Source organism: Dietzia maris, assembly GCF_036287335.1.
Classification (GTDB): domain Bacteria; phylum Actinomycetota; class Actinomycetes; order Mycobacteriales; family Mycobacteriaceae; genus Dietzia; species Dietzia cinnamea.
Map to the genome: position 1 here is coordinate 2,075,683 of NZ_CP143053.1, position 18,213 is coordinate 2,093,895.

Below are 18,213 nucleotides of genomic sequence, written 5' to 3' on the forward strand. Positions count from 1 at the left end.
TCAGCCGCGCAGGGCCGCGGGGTCGATGCCGAGGACCTCTCCGACGCGCTCCGCGGTCACTGCGCCCTCTCGCACGATGCGCGGCGCGGCCCCGGTGATGTCGACGATCGTCGACGGGGCCCCGATCGCGCAGGGACCGCCGTCGAGGTACACGGCGACGGAGTCGCCGAGCTGCTCGCGCGCCTGGGCGACGGTCGTCGCCGGCGGCTGTCCGGAGACGTTGGCGCTGGACACCGCGAGCGGGCCGACCTCCCGGAGGAGCTCGATGGCCACCGGATGCAGCGGCATGCGCAGCATGACGGTGCCGCGGGTGTGCCCGAGGTTCCAGTTCAGCGACGGCGCCTGGTGGACGATGAGGCTCAGCCCGCCGGGCCAGAAGGCGCGGATGAGGTCGCGGGCGGGGGCGGGCGTGCTCACGACGAGGCCGTCGATGGTCTCCCACGATCCGACCAGGACGGGGACGGGCATGTCGGGGCCGCGGTGCTTGGCCGACAGCAGCAGGTTGACGGCGTCGGGGTCGAAGGCGTCGGCGGCGATGCCGTAGAGCGTGTCGGTGGGGGTGACGACCAGCCTGCCCGCGCGCAGGGCGCCGGCCGCGGAGCTGAGGCCGACCTCGCGGCCGGTGTCCTCGGTGCAGTCGTAGGTGATGGTCACCTGGTGGTCCCCTTCCGGGCGCTCGTGACGACCTCGTCGTCGTCGTGGGTGTCACCGTGGTCGCCGACGGTGCCGCGGCGCGCGTCGAGTCGCCTCGCGGTGACGAACCGCGGCCGACCGGCGAGGTCGGTGTGCTGCTCCACGGTACCGAAACCCCCCTCCGCGGAGACCACCGCGGCGACCGCGTCGCCGGTCGTGTCGTCGTGCTCGACGGCGAGGAGGCCGTCGGGCGCGAGGAGCGCGGCCGCGAGGTCGACGAGGGGGACGACGACGACGAGGCCGTCCCCTCCCCCGAACAGCGCGGTGGCCGGCTCGTGCGCGAGGACCTCGGCGGGTAGGTCGTCGGTCACGGGGATGTACGGCGGGTTGGACACGACGGCCGCGACCCGGCCCCGCAGGTGCGCGAGGGTCTCGGGATCGGTGGCGTCGGCGTGGTGGACCTCGACGGGGGTGTCCCCCGCCGCCGCCCGCTCGTCCGCGTTGCGGCGGAGCCACTCGAGGGCCGCGTCGTGCAGTTCGACGGCGTGCACGCTTGCATCCGGCCGGGCGTGGGCGATCTCCAACGCGATCGTGCCGCTGCCGGCGCAGAGGTCTACCACCACCGGTCCGGGTCCGGGCGCGGGAGCGGGCGCGGGCAGCGCGGCGAGGGTCCACTCGACGAGCAGTTCGGTCTCCGGGCGCGGGATGAACACGCCGGGCCCCACGGCCAGGTCGAGCCGACCCGAGGCCGCACGGCCCAGCAGGTACTGCAGGGGCGTCCGATTCCGCGCGCGGGCGGCCACGATGCGCTCGACCTCGGCCACCGCCGTGGCGTCGAGGTCATCGGCGATCATGAGTCGGCCGCGGTCGATGCCGAGGACGTGGGCGCAGATGAGCTGCGCCTCGACGTGTGCCGAGTCGACACCGGCCGCCTGTAGCGTCCGGGTGGCCGAGCGCACCACCTCGGCGGCCGGGGCGGGGCGGGGATCCACGACGTCAGCAGCCTTCCACGGGCTAGGCCTGTTCCATGCGGCGACGGCGCTCCTCGGCGGCGAGGGCGTCGAGCACCGCGTCGAGGTCGCCGTCAAGCACGGCGTCGAGATTGTGGGCCTTGAACCCGACCCGGTGGTCGGCGATGCGGTTCTCCGGGTAGTTGTAGGTGCGGATGCGCTCCGAGCGGTCGACGGTGCGGACCTGGCTGGCCCGGCCCTCCGCTGCCTCCGCTCCGGCGGCCTCCTCCGCCGCGGCCTGGAGCCGCGCGGCGAGCACCTGGAGGGCGCGTTGCTTGTTCTGCAACTGACTGCGCTCGTTCTGACACGTGACGACCGTGCCGGTGGGCAGGTGGGTGATGCGCACTGCGGAGTCCGTGGTGTTGACGCCCTGCCCGCCCTTGCCGGACGAGCGGTAGACGTCGATCCGCAGATCCGACTCGTCGATCTCCACGGGGCCGACGTCCTCCGGCTCCGGGAAGACCAGCACCCCGGCGGCCGAGGTGTGGACACGTCCCTGCGACTCGGTGACGGGCACCCGCTGAACGCGGTGCACGCCACCCTCGAACTTCAGCCGCGACCAGACCCCGTCGCGCGACGGCTGGCGGGAGCGGATGGAGAACGACGCGTCCTTGTAGCCGCCGAGGTCGGACTCGGTGACGCCGAGGACCTCGACGATCCACCCGTGCTTCTCGGCGTACCGCGTGTACATGCGGGCCAGGTCGGCTGCGAACAGCGCGGACTCCTCACCGCCCTCGCCGGACTTGATCTCCATGACCACGTCGTCGGCGTCGTGCGGGTCGCGGGGCGCCAGGAGATCCGCCAGTCGTGCCTCGAGCTCGGCGGCCTCGGCGTCGAGACGGTCGGCTTCCTCGGCGAACGACGAGTCGTCCCCCGCGAGCTCGCGGGCCGCGGCGGCGTCGTCGCGGGTTGAGACCAGCGCGCGGTGACACTGCACGATCGGGGTCAACTCGGCGAACCTCTTGCCGACCCGGCGCGCGGCGGCCGCGTCCTCGTGCAACGTCGGGTCGGACAGCTGCGCCTCGAGGCCCCCGTACTCGGACAGGACGTCGTCGATCGAGGACGGCGACCGTCCCGCGCCCTGGGTCACTCCTCGTCCTGCGGCAGCGTGGGCGTCGTCTTGGCCACCTGCAACAGGAACTCGTAGTTGGTGTTGGTCTTGCGCAGCTGCGACATGAGCAGGTCGATGGCCTGGTGGGTGTCCAGACCCGAGAGCACCCGGCGGAGCTTGTGCATGATGCCCGCCTCCTCGGGGCTCATGAGCAGCTCCTCCTTGCGGGTGCCCGAGGGGCCGACGTCGACGGCGGGGAAGACCCGGCGCTCGGCGATCCGACGGTCCAGCTTGAGCTCGGCGTTGCCGGTGCCCTTGAACTCCTCGAAGATCACGGTGTCACCGGCCGAGCCGGTCTCGACCATCGCGGTCGCGATGATCGTCAGGGACCCGCCGTTCTCGATGTTGCGTGCCGCGCCGAGGAACCGCTTGGGCGGGTATAGGGCGGTCGAGTCGACACCACCGGACAGGATGCGCCCCGAGGCCGGGGACGAGTTGTTGTAGGCGCGACCGAGACGCGTGATCGAGTCGAGGAGGACGACGACGTCCTGGCCCAGCTCCACCAGCCGCTTCGCACGCTCGATCGCGAGCTCGGCGACCTGCGTGTGGTCGGACGGCGGACGGTCGAAGGTCGAGGCGATGACCTCGCCCTTGACCGACCTCTGCATGTCGGTGACCTCCTCCGGTCGCTCGTCTACGAGGACGACCATGAGGTGGCATTCAGGGTTGTTCGTGGCGATCGCGTTGGCGATGTTCTGCAGGATCGTGGTCTTACCGGCCTTCGGCGGCGACACGATGAGGGCGCGCTGCCCCTTGCCGATCGGCATGATCAGGTCGATCACGCGGGTGGAGATGATGTTCTTCTCCGTCTCGAGCCGCAGCCGCTGGTTGGGGTACAGCGGAGTGAGCTTGGAGAACTCCGGACGCTGGCGGGCCTGGTCCGCCGGGCTGCCGTTGACCGTGTCGATGCGGGCGAGCGGATTGAACTTCGCCCGGTTCTTCCCGCCCTGTCCGCCACCGCGGCCGCCACCCTGGCCACCGCCCGGACCGTCGTGCTGACCGTCGGACTGCCCGTCCCGGGGCATCTTGACCGCGCCGGTGATCGCGTCACCGCGACGCAGCCCGTAGCGACGGATCATGTTCATCGACACGTAGACGTCGTTGTTGCCGGCGAGGTAGCCGGAGGTGCGGACGAACGCGTAGTTGTCGAGGACGTCGAGGATGCCGGCGACCGGCTGGAGGACGTCGTCCTCCCGCACCTCGGTCTCACCCTCGGCCGGGCGGTTGCCGCCACGATTGCGCTCGCGGCGGCGGCGACCACGGCGACCGCGGCCCCCGCCGTCGTCGTCGCGGTTCTGGCCGTCGCCACGGGGGCCGTTGTCGCCGCCGTCCTGGCTGCCCTGGTCGGACCGGTTGCCCTGGCCGTCCTGGTTGTTGCGGCCACCCTGGTCGTTCCGGTTGCCCTGGCCGTCCTGGTTGTTCCGGCCGCCCTGGTCGTTCCGGTTGCCCTGGCCGTTCCGGTTGCCCTGGCCGTCCTGGTCGTTGCGGCCACCCTGGCTGTTCCGGCCGCCCTGGTTGCCGCGGTCGTTGCGGCCGCCCTGCTGGTCACGGGTGTCCTGGTCGCGGTTCTGCTGCCCGCGTCCCTGCCTCTGACCAGCGCGGTTGCCGTCCTCGCGGCGCGACCGCTCGCCCTGGGCCCGTCCGTCGCCCTGGGAGCCGCCCTCGTCGCCCGCCGGTGCGGAGTCGCCGCCGTCGCCGCCGTTGCGCGCCTTCTCCCCCGCGGTGTCCGCGCGGTTGCCGCGTCCCCGGCGACCCGTGCCGGTCGACGGTGCCGCTCCATCTGCCGAGGGGGACTCGGACGGCGCCTGCGGCTCCTCGCGGCGGGGCACGTCCGCCTGCTCCGGCGCGTCGGCCCGGCTCGTGGCCTCTGCCTCGCGCGGGGCCTCTGCCTGGCGCGGGGTCTCTGCCTCGCGCGGGGTCTCGGCACGGCGCGGTGCGTCGGACTGAGCGGGGCGGCCGCCTCGCGCGCCTTCGATCATCGCGACGAGGTCGCCCTTGCGCTTACCCGACAGGCCCTTGAGGCCCATCTGCTGCGCCAGTGCCTTGAGCTCGGGCAGTCGCATCGCCGACAGCGCGGCACCCTGGGGAGGGGTGGAAGTGGTGTCCGTCGAGGTCACAAGGATCCTTTCTGGGCCCGGGGCCGGGGCGGTGTGTTCCGCCTCGCATCGAGCAGGTGTCCGGGAAGCGGACTCGGCGTCCCGGGGTGGCCACGTGGGCCTTCCGCACCGGCACAATGGCCGGGCACGGATCTTTCGTCTGAGGGGGATCCACGCGAGGGGAGAACCGCCCGATGCGGGGGATCCCTGTACGTCACTCGCCGATCGGCCGCTCCGACCGAGACCGACCCACGTCGTACCGACCTGTAGCGGCGGGAATGGAAGTGGGATGACTCGGGACGCGGGGACGACCGAGCGCCCGTGACTGAGGTACAGCATACTACCCGGATGCCGATCTCGTGCACATCCCCCTCACGCGGGTCGCGACCGGCGCGAGGGGGCGGTCTCCCGGGCCGGTAACGTACACCACACCGAAGGGCGCACGAGGTGGAGGTGACCGTGTTCGGAACCATGGCGGACACGCCGTTGCTCGTCTCCCGCATACTCGAGCACGCCGCCGAACGACACGGCGGTTCCACCGTCACCGGATTCGTCGGAGATCTGGAGCCACGGCCCGTCCGCTTCGACGTCGTAGCCTCGCGGGCCGCCGCCACCGCACACGCGCTCGCCGGCCTCGACGTGCGCCCCGGCGACGTGGTGGGCATTCTCTCCGGCGCCCGCACGGAGGTCGTCGAGCTCATGTTCGCGCTGCCCGCCATGGGCGCCGTCGCATTCCCCGTGAACATCCACCGTTCGGAGGACTTCATCCTCTCCGTCCTGAGGGACAACCGGGTCGAGGTCGTCGTGGTCGATCCCGAACTGCTCCCCTCGGCGTACGCCGTGGCCGCACAGGTCGAGACACTGCGCCACCTCGTCGTCGTCGACGCCGCCGTCCCCTCCGCCCCCGGCGACATGCGCGCCGAGGTCCACGCCCTCGAGGCCCTCCTCGACGGGCAACCCACCACCTACCCGTGGCCCGAACTCGACGAACGCTCCGCGGCGGCCATCGCCTACACCTCGGGCACCACAGGCGCCTCCAAGGGCGTCGCCTACACCCACCGGTCCATCTGGCTCCACTCCATGCAGATGTGCATGGCCGAGAGCGCGGCGCTACGCAGCGGCGACACCGTCCTGACCACCATCCCCATGTACCACGTCATGGCGTGGGGACTCCCCTACGCGGCGTTCATGTCCGGCGCGGGCATCATCACCGCCAGGCCGCGCCCGGGGAAGGTCATGAGCACCGGCGCAGACGTCGCCGGACTTCTCGCCACCTACCGACCCAACAAGATGGCGACCACACCCGCCACCCTCCAACGACTCCTCCAGCGCCTCGAGACGAACCCCCAGCAGGTCGGCCACCTCAGCGAGGTCCTCGTCGGCGGCTCCCCCGTGCCCGAGGCGCTGTTCGACGCGTTCGTCAAGCGCCACGGCGTCACGATCATGCAGGCTTACGGCCTCACCGAATCCAGCCCGATCGCCGCGTTCGCGCGCCCGGACCCGCACTCGTCGGCCACCTACCGACGCGCACAGATGCTCGGCCAGGGCAGGTTCCCCGCCGGCGTCGAGGCGCGCCTCGTAGACGGCGACCGAGTCCAGCCGAACGACGGGTGGTCCGCCGGCGAACTCCAGATCCGCGGACCGTGGGTCACCGCCGGATACCTCGGGGACGAGGCGTCCGACCGGTTCGTCGACGGATGGCTCCGCACCGGCGACGTGGGCACCATCTCGTCGAGGGGCTACCTCGACGTGGTCGACCGGGTCGACGACATCATCGCCTCCGGCGGCGAGCTGATCTCCACCGTCGAACTCGAGCACGCGGTGCTGCGCGACGACCGGGTCGCGGAGGTCGCCGTCGTCGGCGTGCCCGACGAGCGCTGGGGAAACCGGCCCCTCGTGCTGGTGCGTCTCAAGGCCGGCGCCACCGCGACCGCCCGCTCGCTGTGGGACGGGCTCGACGGGCTCGTCGAGCCGTGGAAACGCCCCGATCACTGGGCGTTCGTCGACAACATCCCCCAGACCACCGTCGGGAAGTTCGACAAGATCCGGATCCGCGCCCGCCACGCCGCGGGCGAATACCAGGTCACGACGATCGCGCCGCGCTGACGCCGGTCAGCCGGCCGCCACGACGCGGGCGCCGTCCGCGATCTCCAGGTCCCGGACCGTCCACCCCTGCCGCTCGGCCAGTTCCCGCAGATCCGAGGGGAGCGCGCCGGTGCCGAGCACCAACACGGTCGGGCCCGCACCGGAAACCGTCGCGGCCAGCCCGCGCTCGCGGAGCCGGGTGACCCACTCGGTGGTGCCGACCAGGGCCGGCGCGCGGTACGACTGGTGCAGCCGGTCCTCCGTCGCGGCCAGCAGGTGCTCGGGGTGGGAGGCCAGGGCGACCGACATGAGCGCAGCGCGGCTCGCGTTGAACGCCGCGTCCTCGTGTGGGACGGTCGCCGGCAGCAGGCCCCGGGTCTGGGCGGTCGAGGACGTCTCCGACGGCACCAGCACGGTCGCCACGATCGACGGGTCGACCTCCATGCGCACGGCCCGGTAGTGGACGCCGTCGGACGACCGCTCGGTCCACGAGACCACGACGCCGCCCAGGACACTCGCGGCGGCGTTGTCCGGGTGACCCTCGAACTCACTCGCCAGCTGCACGAGATGGTCGGTGGACAGCGCACCGTCCATCAGTCCGTTCGCCGCCACCAGTCCCCCGACCGCGGCCGAGGCCGACGATCCGAGACCGCGCGAGTGCGGGATGGAGTTGGAGCACGAGATCCGGACGCCCGGCGCTCCGACACCGCCCGCCCGGAGACCCGCCTCGACGGCCTTGGCCACCAGGTGCGAGGCGTCCTCCGGCACCTGGCCGGCGCCCTCCCCCGAGACCTCGAGCTCGAGACCCGAGGCGATGACGGTCACCGTAATGGTGTCGTACAGGCCGAGCGCGACACCGAGCGCGTCGAACCCTGGCCCGAGGTTCGCGCTCGAGGCGGGGACCTCGATCGTCACCGTCCGGCCGACGGGCAGGATGCGCCCGCCTGAACTGCCGAAGACCTCCGGGCCGGAACCGTCCACGGCGCTCACTGCAGACCGAGAGCGCCGGCCACCGCGGAGGGGTCCACCGGCACGGGCTCGACCTCGGGCATGCCCAGCAGCGCCGTGTCCGGGTCCTTGAGACCGTTACCGGTCACCGTGCACACGATGGTCTGCCCGGCCTCGAGCTCGCCGTTCGCGTGCGCGTCGAGCAGGCCCGCCACCGACGCGGCCGAGGCGGGCTCGACGTAGACGCCGTCCTTGCCGGCGACCGTGCGGTACGCCTCGAGGATCTGCTCATCCGTGCGCTTGCGGAACGTCCCGCCGGACTCATCCCGCGCCGCCACGGCCCCGTCCCACGACGCCGGGGCGCCGATCCGGATGGCGGTGGCGATGGTCTCCGGATCCTTGACCGGCGCGCCGTCGACGAGCGGTGCCGCACCCGCGGCCTGCACACCCATCATCCGCGGCCGGGACGAGATGACGCCGTCGGCGTTGTACTCGGTGTAGCCCTTCCAGTACGCGGTGATGTTGCCCGCGTTGCCGACGGGCAGGAAGTGCAGGTCGGGCGCCCGGCCGAGGACGTCGACGATCTCGAACGCCGCGGTCTTCTGCCCCTCGATACGCACCGGGTTCACGGAGTTGACGAGCCCGATCTCCGCGTAGGTGGCGGTGGTCTTGCGCGCCAACTCCAGGCAGTCGTCGAAGTTGCCGTCCACCTGGATGATGGTCGCGCCGTGCATGACCGCCTGGGCGAGCTTGCCGGCGGCGATCTTGCCCTGCGGGATGAGCACCGCGCAGCCCATGCCTGCCCGGGTCGCGTACGCCGCCGCGGACGCCGACGTGTTACCCGTCGACGCGCACAGCACCGCCTTCTGGCCCCGTGCCTTCGCGTCCGTGACCGCCATGGTCATGCCGCGATCCTTGAACGAACCGGTCGGGTTGAGGCCCTCGACCTTGAGGTACACCTCGCACCCGGTCACCGCGGACAGATGGGTGGCGTGGATGAGCGGGGTGCCACCCTCGTACAGCGTCACCGGCTCCCAGTCGGAACCGATCGGCAGGCGATCGCGGTAGGCCTCGATGAGGCCGGGCCACCGGCGGTGCACGGGCTGGTGGGTGTTGCTCATTCGGTGTCCACTCCCTCGAGACGGATGACGCTGGTGATGGCGGTGACCGCGTCCTGGTCCGACAGCGCGGCGACGGTGTCCGCCAGAGCGCGCTCGGTGGCCAGGTGCGTCAGGACGGTGATCTCGGCGGTCGGCTCGACGTCCTCGGCCTCGGCGTCGGGCACCTCGACCTCGGTCTGCCGGACCTGGGCGATCGAGACCCCGTGCGTGGAGAACTCGGTGGCCACCTGCGCGAGCACACCCGGCTTGTCCGCGACGCGCATGCGCACGTGGTACCGGGTCGAGATCTCGTCCATGTTCGCCACCGGCAGGGCGGCGTACGTCGACTCCCCGGGCGCACGGCCCGCGCCGGCCTTGTTGCGTGCGGCCGCGACCATGTCACCGAGTACGGCGGACGCCGTGGGCGCGCCGCCCGCGCCCTGACCGTAGAACATGAGGCGACCGGCCGCCTGGGCCTCCACCACGACCGCGTTGAACGCGCCGTTGACCGCCGCCAGCGGGTGGCTGTTCGGTAGCAGGGCCGGGTACACGCGCGCCGAGACGGCCTCCGAGCCGTCGCTCTGACGCAGCTTCTCGCAGATCGCCAGCAACTTGATGGTGCAGTCCATGTCACGCGCGGACTCGAAATCGTCGGGCGAGATGCGCGAGATGCCCTCGCGGTAGACGTCCCCGGCGGTCACGCGGCTGTGGAAGGCGATCGAGGCGAGGATGGCGGCCTTGGCCGCCGCGTCGTAGCCCTCGACGTCCGCGGTCGGGTCGGCTTCGGCGTAGCCCAGCCGGGAGGCCTCGGCGAGCGTCTCCGAGTAGTCCGCGCCGGTCGAGCCCATCTCCGACAGGATGTAGTTGGTGGTGCCGTTGACGATGCCCACCACGCGCTCGACCTGATCGCCGGCCATCGACCGACGCAGGGGTCCGATGACGGGGATCGCGCCGGCGACGGCCGCCTCGAAGTACAGGTCGGTGTGCGTCGAGTCCGCGGCCTCGGCCAGCTCGTCGGTGTACTCGGCGAGCAGCGCCTTGTTCGCGGTCACCACGGCCTTACCGTGGCGCAGCGCCTCGAGCAGGAGCGGACGTGGGAGGTCGATGCCGCCCATGAGCTCGACGACGATGTCGACGTCCTCGCGCGAGACGAGCGACGCCGGGTCCGCGGTGAGCAGATCTGGGTCCAGCCCGCGGTCTTTGGTCAGGTCGCGGACGGCGACGCCGCGCAGGGCCAGGGGTGCCCCGATGCGGGCAGCCAACGCCTCGGAGTTCTCGGTCATGTAGCGGATGACCTCGGTTCCGACGGTGCCCATCCCGAGCACCGCCACTCCCACGGGTCGCACACCCGACGCGGTTACGTCGCTCACTGTCCCACCTCCAGGCTCGTCAGATCGTCCAGGGTCTCACGGCGCAGCATCAGTCGTGCCCGCCCGTCGCGCACCGCGACCACCGCGGGACGCCCGATCAGGTTGTAACGGCTCGACATGGAGTAGCAGTACGCGCCGGTGGCCGCGACGGCCACCAGGTCGCCGGAGCCGGCGTCCTCCGGCATCCACAGGTCGCGGACCACCACGTCACCACTCTCACAGTGCTTGCCGACGAGCCGGGACACGACCGGCTCGGCGCTCGAGGCGCGCCCCACGAGCCGGGCGTCGTAGACGGCGTCGTAGAGGGCCGTGCGGATGTTGTCGCTCATGCCGCCGTCGACGCTGATGTACCGCCTCTGCTCGCCCCCGGCGAGGTCGACGTCCTTGACCACACCGACCTCGTACACGGTGACCGTCCCGGGACCGGCGATGGCGCGGCCGGGCTCGACGACCAGGGTCGGAGGGGTCAGCCGCGCGTCACGCGCGAAGCCCTCGACGATCTCGCGGAGGGAGGCGGCGAGCCTGGCCACAGGAGGCGGATCGTCCGAGGGGACGTAGCTGATCCCCAGTCCTCCGCCGAGGTCGAGGTGATCGAGCTGAGCGGTGCGTTCCGTGCCGAACTCGTCGACGATGTCGCGCAGGAGTCCGATGACCCGGCGGGCCGCGAGCTCGAAGCCGTCGATGTCGAAGATCTGCGAACCGATGTGGCTGTGCAGGCCGGTGAGCCGGATGTGCGACGCGGCGAAGACGGCGCGGACCGCCTCCATCGCCGCGCCGCCGGCGAGAGAGAAACCGAACTTCTGGTCCTCGTGCGCGGTGGCGATGAACTCGTGGGTGTGGGCCTCGACGCCGACGGTGACGCGGATGAACACGTCCTGGACCACACCCTCCTCGCGGGCGATCCTGTCCAGCAGCTCGATCTCCGACATCGCGTCGATCACCACGTGGGCGACGCCGCTGCGCACGGCGTACCGCAGCTCGTCGGCCGACTTGTTGTTGCCGTGCACGGTGATCCGCTCCGGCGGGAAGCCCGCCCGCAGGGCGATGGCCAGCTCGCCCCCCGATGCGACGTCGAGACTGAGTCCCTCCTCGGCGACCCATCGGGCCGTCTCGGTGGTGAGGAACGCCTTGGACGCGTAGTGCACGCGATCCGCTCCCCCGAACGCGTCGGCCATCTCGCGGCAGCGCGACCGGAAGTCGTCCTCGTCGATCACGAACAGCGGCGTGCCGAACTCGGCGGCCAGGTCGGTCACCGGCACGCCGGCGATCTCGACGACGCCGTCGTCGCGTCGACGTGCGCCCCGCGGCCAGACCGACGGGGCCAGCGCCATGAGGTCGTCGGCGTCGGCGGGCCGCTCGGCGATACCGGGGGCGTGCGGGACCTCGTGTCGGGTGCCCGCGGGATGCGCGCTCACATTCTCTCCGGGGCGGTGACGCCGATGAGGCGGAGGCCGTTGGCCAGCGTCTGCCGGGTCGCCGAGCTCAGCGCGAGCCGGGCCTCGTGCAGGGGCCCGGGCTCCTCGTCGCCCATCGGCAGGACCCGGCAGGTGTCGTAGAAGCGGTGGTAAGCGCCGGCCAGTTCCTCGAGGTACCTCGCGACGCGGTGCGGCTCGCGCAGGTCCGCGGCGCTGGCGACGACCCGGGGGAACTCGCCGATGGTGCGGATGAGGGCGCCCTCGCGGTCCTCGACCAGCAGTGCCAGGTCCGCGCCCTCCGTGGTGACCCCGAGGTCGGCCGCGTTACGCGCGAGCGAACACAGACGGGCGTGCGCGTACTGAACGTAGAAGACGGGATTGTCGTTGGTCGCCGACGTCCACAGCTTCAGGTCGATGTCCATGGTCTGGTCGACCGAGGAGCGGATCAGCGCGTAGCGCGCGGCGTCGACACCGATCGCGTCCACGAGGTCGTCGAGCGTGATGACCGTGCCCGCCCGCTTGCTCATCTTCACCGGTTCGCCGTCGCGCACGAGGTTGACCATCTGGCCGATGAGCACCTCGATCGTCGCCGGGTCGTCGCCCAACGCCGCGGCGGCCGCCTTGAGTCGTGCGATGTACCCGTGATGGTCGGCGCCCAGCATGTAGATGCACAGGTCGAATCCACGCTCGCGCTTGTCGAGGAAGTAGGCGATGTCGCCGGCGATGTAGGCGGCGTCGCCGTCGGACTTGAGGACGACACGGTCCTTGTCGTCCCCGAACGCGGTGGAACGCAGCCACCACGCGCCCTCGGACTCGTACAGGTTGCCGTTGCCCTTGAGCGTCTCGATCGCCCGGTCAACGGCGCCCGAGGTGAACATGGAGTTCTCATGGGTATAGACGTCAAAGACGGTGCCGAACTCGGCGAGCGAGTTCTTGATGTGGGAGAACATCAGGTCGACCCCGGCCGCGCGGAAGGTCTCCAGCGCCTCGTCCTCCGGCATGTCGAGGACACCCGGATGCGCGGTCATCACCTGCGCGGCGATGTCCTGGATGTAGGCCCCGGCGTACCCGTCCTCCGGGGTCTCCTCCCCACGCGCAGCAGCGGCCAGCGAGCGGCTGAACCGGTCGATCTGGGCACCGTGGTCGTTGAAGTAGTACTCGCGGGTGACCTCGGCTCCGGAGGCCTCCAGGACGCGGCCGAGCGCGTCACCGACGGCCGCCCACCGGGTGCCGCCCAGGTGGATGGGGCCGGTGGGGTTCGCGGAGACGAACTCGAGATTGACCCGTCGGCCGGCCATCGCGTCGCCGTAGCCGTACCGCTCCCCCTTCTCGAGCACGGTGGCGACGAGCGAGCCCTGCGCACCGGAGTCGAGCCGGATGTTGAGGAAACCGGGACCGGCGATCTCCGCCGATGCGATGCCCGGATCCTGCGCCAACGCGTCCGCGAGCGCCTGTGCGAGGTCCCGCGGTGCGGACCCGATCTTCTTGGCCAGCTGCAGCGCGACATTGGTCGCGTAGTCGCCGTGTTCGGGGTTGCGGGGCCGCTCGACGGTCACCGTCTCCGGAACGACCGACGTGTCGGCGCCGCGCTCGGTGAGAACGGCGATGAGGGCGGCGCGGATGACGGCGGCGAGGTCGGCGGGAGTCACGTCTGCCCATCCTAGATGTCGGCACGTCGAGCCGGGAATCGGAGCCCGTGGGCACGCCGGTCGCCCGGCCGGAGGACACCCGATGCGGTGTCCGCCCGGGCCCGGTGCTACGATCAGTCTCGCTGTTCGACCGGATCCGCCACGCGGGTCCACGAGACAGCCTCCGGCCCATGCGGGTCGGTATCCCGCCCTCGTAGCTCAGGGGATAGAGCGTTGGTTTCCGGTACCAAAGGTCAGGGGTTCGATTCCCTTCGGGGGCACGACGGAAAGCCCTCTCCCGCCTGCACAGACGCAGGACAGGGAGAGGGCTTGTCACTTATCCGGGGCGGGCGCCGGGAGCAACGCGGCAATCGCCGGGCCGGTGGGCGGCGCACCTGATGAGCGCCCTGCCGCGGCGTCACCGTGGCGTCACCGCGGCAAGGTGATGCCGTCTACCTTCCCGACGCGCTGCACGACCCTTTCGAAGATGTCGGTGAGGATTCCGACCTCGTCGGGCGTGAGCTCGTCGATGAACAACTCGCGGACCTTCTCCACGTGCTTGGGGGCCACGGCGGCGATCGCCTGGGCGCCGGCCTCGGTCAGGGTGACGACGGTGCCGCGACCGTCCTCGGGGCACTCGCCCTTGGAGACCAGGCCGCGCCCCTCCATCCGACGGACCTGGTGGGAGACCCGGCTGCGGTCCCAGCCCAGCGCTGCGCCGAGTTCACGAGCACGCAAACCCTGCTCGCTGCCCTCGCTGAGGCTCACGAGTACCGAGTAGTCGGACTGGGACATCGAGGCGTCACGCTGGAGTTGCCGTTCCATCGCGAGCTCGAGCAGTTGATTGGCGTCGCGGTACCGCCGCCACATGCGCTGCTCATCGTCGCTCAACCAGCGTGTTTGACTCATGTGACTATTACAGCACGACGTTCCTTCGCCGAGTGTCCAGGCTCTACCCCGCCACCCGCACTCGATCAGTCCGCGTTCACCCGTTGGACGCACCCGATCGCTGCATCACGTGCGTCCGGGCCCCACCGATGCCGGCGAAGCGCGCCCGGTCGCACGTGAGCACGATCACCTGTGAGGTCGCCGCGGCCGCGGCGATGACCGCTCCCATGGTGAGCCTGCGTGTCGGGTCGGTGTAACCCATGGTGTCGTCGAGGAACACCGGGACGCCGTCGTCCCCGACAAGACGCGCACACGCGATCCGGACGATCACCGCCAACTGCTCCCGCGCTCCACCGGACAGTGACTCGTAATCCACTGTGACATCTCCGATCCGCCGGGACAGGATCGTCAGGTCCTCACCGAGCCGGACGTCGAAGTCCCGCCCGTAGACGAGCGACCCCAGTTCGACGACCGCACGGTGGAACGGCTCCTGATAGGCGAGCAACGCCTCGGAGCGCCGGGCGACGAGCGTTCGGTGGAGTAGGTCCGCCGCGCGGGCCCGACGCCAGAGGGCGGCGTTCTCCCGCTCCGCCGCGTTCAGCTCGCGCTCCGCAGTGGCGACCGCCTCGAGCCGTCCCTGGTCGCCGATCGCGTTGACCCGACCGAGCGCCGTGGCCACCGCCGCGGCGGAGTCGCGTTCCTCCGCCGCGAGTGTGGCGAGTGAGGCCCGCGCGTTCTCGAGCAGGTCCGGCGGTGCATCGGCGAGCGCGTCCTCGAGCGCGGCCCTGGCCTGCTGCGCCTTATCCCGCGCCGACTGTGCGTGCTCGCGTGTCTCCGCCTCAGCCTCCTCCAGGTCCCGGTCGGAGACCGCCTCCCTCGCGGCGCTGAGCGCGTCTCTGCACTCGCCGAGCCGTCCGGCGGCCTCGGCGGCCAACGCCGCCTTGGTCGCGTGCTCGGTCCTGAGGGTCGCGGCCTCGACATCCGCGGCGCGGTCGTCGGCCCGGCATCGTGCGAGCGCCTGTTCCGCGTTCGCGGTCTCCTCCGCCGGGTCCCCGGCCCCGTCGGCGTCGGGTGCCGCCGGCCCGCCTTCCTCCTCGGCCGCCGGTTCCGGCGCGTCTGCCAGCAGGGCCCGCAGGTCGGCGCGCCGGTCCTCGAGATCCTGCGGGGTGTCGGCGCCGAGCAGGTCCGCCCGCCGACGCCTCAACGCGGCGACCTCGGCCCGGAGGCCCTCGGCGCGTCGTGCACGCAGATCCGCCTCCTCGACGGAGTCGACGCCGAGGTCGGCGAGGAGCCGGTCACGTTCGGCGCGGGCGGCGTTCTCCTCCCGCCTGACCGCCTCCGTGTCGCCCGCGGGGACGACCGTGAGGGAGACCGTGCCCACCTCGAAGACCGTCTCCTCGACGATGTCGCGGGTCCACCCCGTCCCCGCATCGAGGCTCTCCCCCGCCACGCGGACGTCGCCCTCACCGGCGATCTCCACCCTGGGCGCGCTGGCCGCACTCCGGGCGACGGCCTGCCGGAGCGCGTCCTCGGCACGGCGACAGGCTTCGACGGCGCCGTCGGGAACCGCGATCGCGGCCAGGTCGGCCTCCTTGCCCCGCAACTCCTCGCCGAGCGTCTCCAGCGTCCGCAGCAGGCGCTCGATCCCCTCCAGATCAGCACGCCTCCGCGCCCGTTCCTCCTCCGCCCGGACGGCGTCGAGTCGAGCCCGGGCACGGGACACGCGTTCCTCGGCTGCCTCCAGTTCGGCGCGGGCGCGGTCGGCCCGGGCCTGCGCCGGCGCCATCCGCTCTGCGGCCACTGCCGTGGCCGCAGACAGGTCGTCGTGCCGGCGTTGCTCGTCCTCGGCCCTCGCGATGAGTGCCCGCCGCTCCCGCAGCGCGCCGGACGCGGCGTCGTGCGCGGCCACGGCGCGGTCGAGTTCGGCGTCGGCGGCCGCACGGGCACGGCGCAGCTCGTCCACCACGCGGCCGGCGGCCTCCAGCCTGTCGACCTCCGCGCGCAGCGTGGTCAGCGACTCCTGCCGCGCCCGGTGGACGGACGCCTGAGCCTCGTGATCGGTTACCGCGGCGTCGAGCTCGGCGTGGCGTGCCCGCGCCTCGGACAGGGCGGCGCGGGCCTCGGCGAGCCGCGTCTCCGAACGCGCGAGCTCGCCGGTCGGCTCGCCGCGGCGGGCCGTCAGGTAGCGGTTGCGCTCCTCCGCGACGCGGTCCATCAGCGAGTCGTCACCCGTGGGGTCCTCTCCGCCCGCGGCGGCGTCCAGGGCGCGGCGCAGAGAGCCCATCCCCTTGGCCGCGTCCACCTGACCCAGTGGTTCGTCCTGCGCGATCCGCAGAGCCTTCCACAGCGACCGGTCCACCTGGCGGTCCAGCAGGTCGCGGACGTGGTCGTGGGCGTCGTCACCGCTCAGCGCCGGGCGCGTGGAACCCGCGAACTCGAGTGACGTCCGCTTTCCGCGGACGAACTCCTTGCGGTACCGCATCCGCTGCCCGTCGACCGTGAACTCGGCCTCCACCACCACCGGCACGTCCCTGCCCACGGGGCTCGCGGCCTTGATCTCCGCGCGGCCGGACGACGCTTTGTGCTCGAGGAGCATCTCCAGGGCGTCCATGAGGCTGGTCTTGCCCGATTCGTTCGGCCCCTCGATCACCAGGACGCCGCGCGGTTCCAGTTCGACCTCCTCGCGGACCACCCCTCGGAAGTCCTCGAGCATGAGTCGGTGCAGGATCATCGCGTTCCTCCGTCCACGAGTCGGTACAGCAGACTGAGGGCGTGGCCCGCGTCCTCGGCCTCGGCCCCGCCGGACCCGGCCATTGCGACGAGATCCGCGACCGCGCGGCCCGCGTACCCGTCGACCAGGTCCGTGAAGTCCGTGTCCTCGGCCCGGACGACCAGATGGGTCCGGGACTGTCTCAGATAGGCGGCGGCGAACAGCGCGTCCCACGTCTCCAGCAGGTCGTCGATCCGCGCCCGGAGAGCGACCCCGACCGTGCCCGTGAGTCCGAGTTTGAGCACCGTCCGCGGCTTGTCGTCCATCGCCTCGATCCGCTCCGCCAGGGCGTCGAGATCGGCGTCCGTGTCGATCCGGGCGTCGACCGCGTGGAACGACCATCGTCCCGTCCGCAGCGGCGTGACCGTGCAGGCGCCCCGCTGCGACGAGGTCGCGGCCCGGGAGAGTTCGACGAGCAGGGCGTGGCCCGAGTCGGTCTCCACATCGTCGAAGTCGGTGGTCTCGGGGCTGCCCGAGAACCAGATCCGTTCACCGGAGCCCACCCTGGTCACCGAATGCCGGTCGCCGAGCGCGACGTAGTCCAGCCGACCCGACCCGATGGCCTCCTCCAGGGAGGCGACCGCGATCGCCTCCACCGACGGCGAGTGACCTCCGTAGATCTCGTCCGTCCCCCCGTGGGCGACCAGGACACGCAGACCGTCCGTCGGCTCCAGGGAGTCCAGCAACGCCGGCAGTCGGGAGGGATCCGGCCGCTTGGACGTCCACGGGACGCCCACGACCTCGACGCCGGGCACGACCTCGACCGGTCCGGTGCCGTCGAGCACGACGACGCCGCCGCCCTCGACCGCCGGCGCGAAGTCCCTGCACCGGAACACCGACGACACGTCCAGCGGATCGTGGTTGCCGGGAAGCACCAGCACCGGCACCGGGAACGCCGCCAAGGCCTCGACCGCGCGCAGGACGACCGAGCGCGGCACCGCGTTGTCCTCGAAGGCGTCGCCGGCCACCACGATGAACTGCGCCCCGTGTTCGGCCGCAAGCGTGCCGAGCGCCTCCACGGCGGCCAGCCGGTCGGCGGTGTAGACGGCCTGCGACTCGTCTCCGAGGAATCGCCGCGTCATGCCGAGCTGCCAGTCGGCGGAATGCAGGAATCGGATCGTCTCGCCGTCCCGTGGGGTGGTCATGGCCGCATCGTAGG

13 protein-coding genes and 1 tRNA gene are annotated in these 18,213 nt (G+C 71.8%); 2 read left to right on the plus strand and 12 right to left on the minus strand.

The annotated features are described in order from the left end of the window. From VYL96_RS09570 to rho, 4 genes are read right to left on the minus strand one after another with little or no spacing between them, the layout of a single operon-like run. Entirely contained in the window at positions 1-654 is a 654-nt protein-coding gene (locus VYL96_RS09570; protein WP_007627629.1) for an L-threonylcarbamoyladenylate synthase, read from the minus strand. Continuing rightward, positions 651-1,625, minus strand: a complete 975-nt coding sequence (gene prmC / locus VYL96_RS09575) for a peptide chain release factor N(5)-glutamine methyltransferase (RefSeq protein ID WP_061916034.1) — start codon at positions 1,623-1,625, stop codon at positions 651-653. The genes VYL96_RS09570 and prmC overlap by 4 nt, the downstream gene beginning before the upstream one ends. A gap of 22 nt (positions 1,626-1,647) precedes the next feature. Next, a complete protein-coding gene (prfA, locus tag VYL96_RS09580; protein ID WP_061227663.1) occupies positions 1,648-2,733 on the minus strand; it encodes a peptide chain release factor 1 in 1,086 nt (361 codons plus the stop codon). Then, positions 2,730-4,871, minus strand: a complete 2,142-nt coding sequence (gene rho / locus VYL96_RS09585) for a transcription termination factor Rho (RefSeq protein ID WP_082767588.1) — start codon at positions 4,869-4,871, stop codon at positions 2,730-2,732. The genes prfA and rho overlap by 4 nt, the downstream gene beginning before the upstream one ends. Positions 4,872-5,303: 432 nt before the next feature. Here rho and VYL96_RS09590 point away from each other — a divergent pair, with 432 nt between their 5' ends. Then, positions 5,304-6,956: a long-chain-fatty-acid--CoA ligase gene (locus VYL96_RS09590; RefSeq protein WP_232303098.1), complete on the plus strand. Its 1,653-nt coding sequence runs from the start codon at positions 5,304-5,306 to the stop codon at positions 6,954-6,956. 6 nt (positions 6,957-6,962) lie between these two features. Here VYL96_RS09590 and thrB read toward each other — a convergent pair whose 3' ends face one another. Genes thrB through argS form a run of 5 tightly spaced genes read right to left on the minus strand, consistent with a single transcriptional unit; the run spans position 6,963 to position 13,417 of the window. Further along, the gene (gene thrB, locus VYL96_RS09595; protein ID WP_007628485.1) at positions 6,963-7,925 is read right to left on the minus strand and encodes a homoserine kinase; all 963 of its coding nucleotides are present in this window, start codon (positions 7,923-7,925) and stop codon (positions 6,963-6,965) included. Then, the gene (gene thrC / locus VYL96_RS09600) at positions 7,922-9,004 is read right to left on the minus strand and encodes a threonine synthase (protein WP_061227661.1); all 1,083 of its coding nucleotides are present in this window, start codon (positions 9,002-9,004) and stop codon (positions 7,922-7,924) included. The genes thrB and thrC overlap by 4 nt, the downstream gene beginning before the upstream one ends. Continuing rightward, the gene (locus tag VYL96_RS09605) at positions 9,001-10,353 is read right to left on the minus strand and encodes a homoserine dehydrogenase (protein WP_061916036.1); all 1,353 of its coding nucleotides are present in this window, start codon (positions 10,351-10,353) and stop codon (positions 9,001-9,003) included. The genes thrC and VYL96_RS09605 overlap by 4 nt, the downstream gene beginning before the upstream one ends. After that, the gene (gene lysA / locus VYL96_RS09610; protein ID WP_061916039.1) at positions 10,350-11,768 is read right to left on the minus strand and encodes a diaminopimelate decarboxylase; all 1,419 of its coding nucleotides are present in this window, start codon (positions 11,766-11,768) and stop codon (positions 10,350-10,352) included. Before lysA ends, VYL96_RS09605 begins: the two co-directional genes overlap by 4 nt. Next, entirely contained in the window at positions 11,765-13,417 is a 1,653-nt protein-coding gene (gene argS, locus VYL96_RS09615) for an arginine--tRNA ligase (RefSeq protein WP_061227658.1), read from the minus strand. The genes lysA and argS overlap by 4 nt, the downstream gene beginning before the upstream one ends. Positions 13,418-13,604: 187 nt before the next feature. On the opposite strand from argS, the gene VYL96_RS09620 reads away from it, so the two are divergent. Next, positions 13,605-13,677 (plus strand) — tRNA-Arg (locus VYL96_RS09620). A gap of 148 nt (positions 13,678-13,825) precedes the next feature. Here the strand turns inward: VYL96_RS09620 and VYL96_RS09625 are convergent. The 3 genes from VYL96_RS09625 to VYL96_RS09635 form a co-directional block, all read right to left on the minus strand. Further along, entirely contained in the window at positions 13,826-14,305 is a 480-nt protein-coding gene (locus tag VYL96_RS09625) for a MarR family winged helix-turn-helix transcriptional regulator (protein WP_063935426.1), read from the minus strand. Positions 14,306-14,381: 76 nt separating this feature from the next. Then, the gene (locus tag VYL96_RS09630) at positions 14,382-17,015 is read right to left on the minus strand and encodes an AAA family ATPase (protein ID WP_061916042.1); all 2,634 of its coding nucleotides are present in this window, start codon (positions 17,013-17,015) and stop codon (positions 14,382-14,384) included. Beyond that, positions 17,012-18,199: a metallophosphoesterase family protein gene (locus tag VYL96_RS09635; RefSeq protein ID WP_061227655.1), complete on the minus strand. Its 1,188-nt coding sequence runs from the start codon at positions 18,197-18,199 to the stop codon at positions 17,012-17,014. The genes VYL96_RS09630 and VYL96_RS09635 overlap by 4 nt, the downstream gene beginning before the upstream one ends. Positions 18,200-18,213: the final 14 nt, after the last annotated feature.

Bases quoted from the DNA above. Each gene is read 5' to 3' on its own strand.
- thrC (WP_061227661.1), bottom strand. From the start codon at position 9,004: ATGAGCAACACCCACCAGCCCGTGCACCGCCGGTGGCCCGGCCTCATC.
- VYL96_RS09625 (WP_063935426.1), bottom strand. From the start codon at position 14,305: ATGAGTCAAACACGCTGGTTGAGCGACGATGAGCAGCGCATGTGGCGG.
- VYL96_RS09630 (WP_061916042.1), bottom strand. From the start codon at position 17,015: ATGATCCTGCACCGACTCATGCTCGAGGACTTCCGAGGGGTGGTCCGC.
- VYL96_RS09635 (WP_061227655.1), bottom strand. From the start codon at position 18,199: ATGACCACCCCACGGGACGGCGAGACGATCCGATTCCTGCATTCCGCC.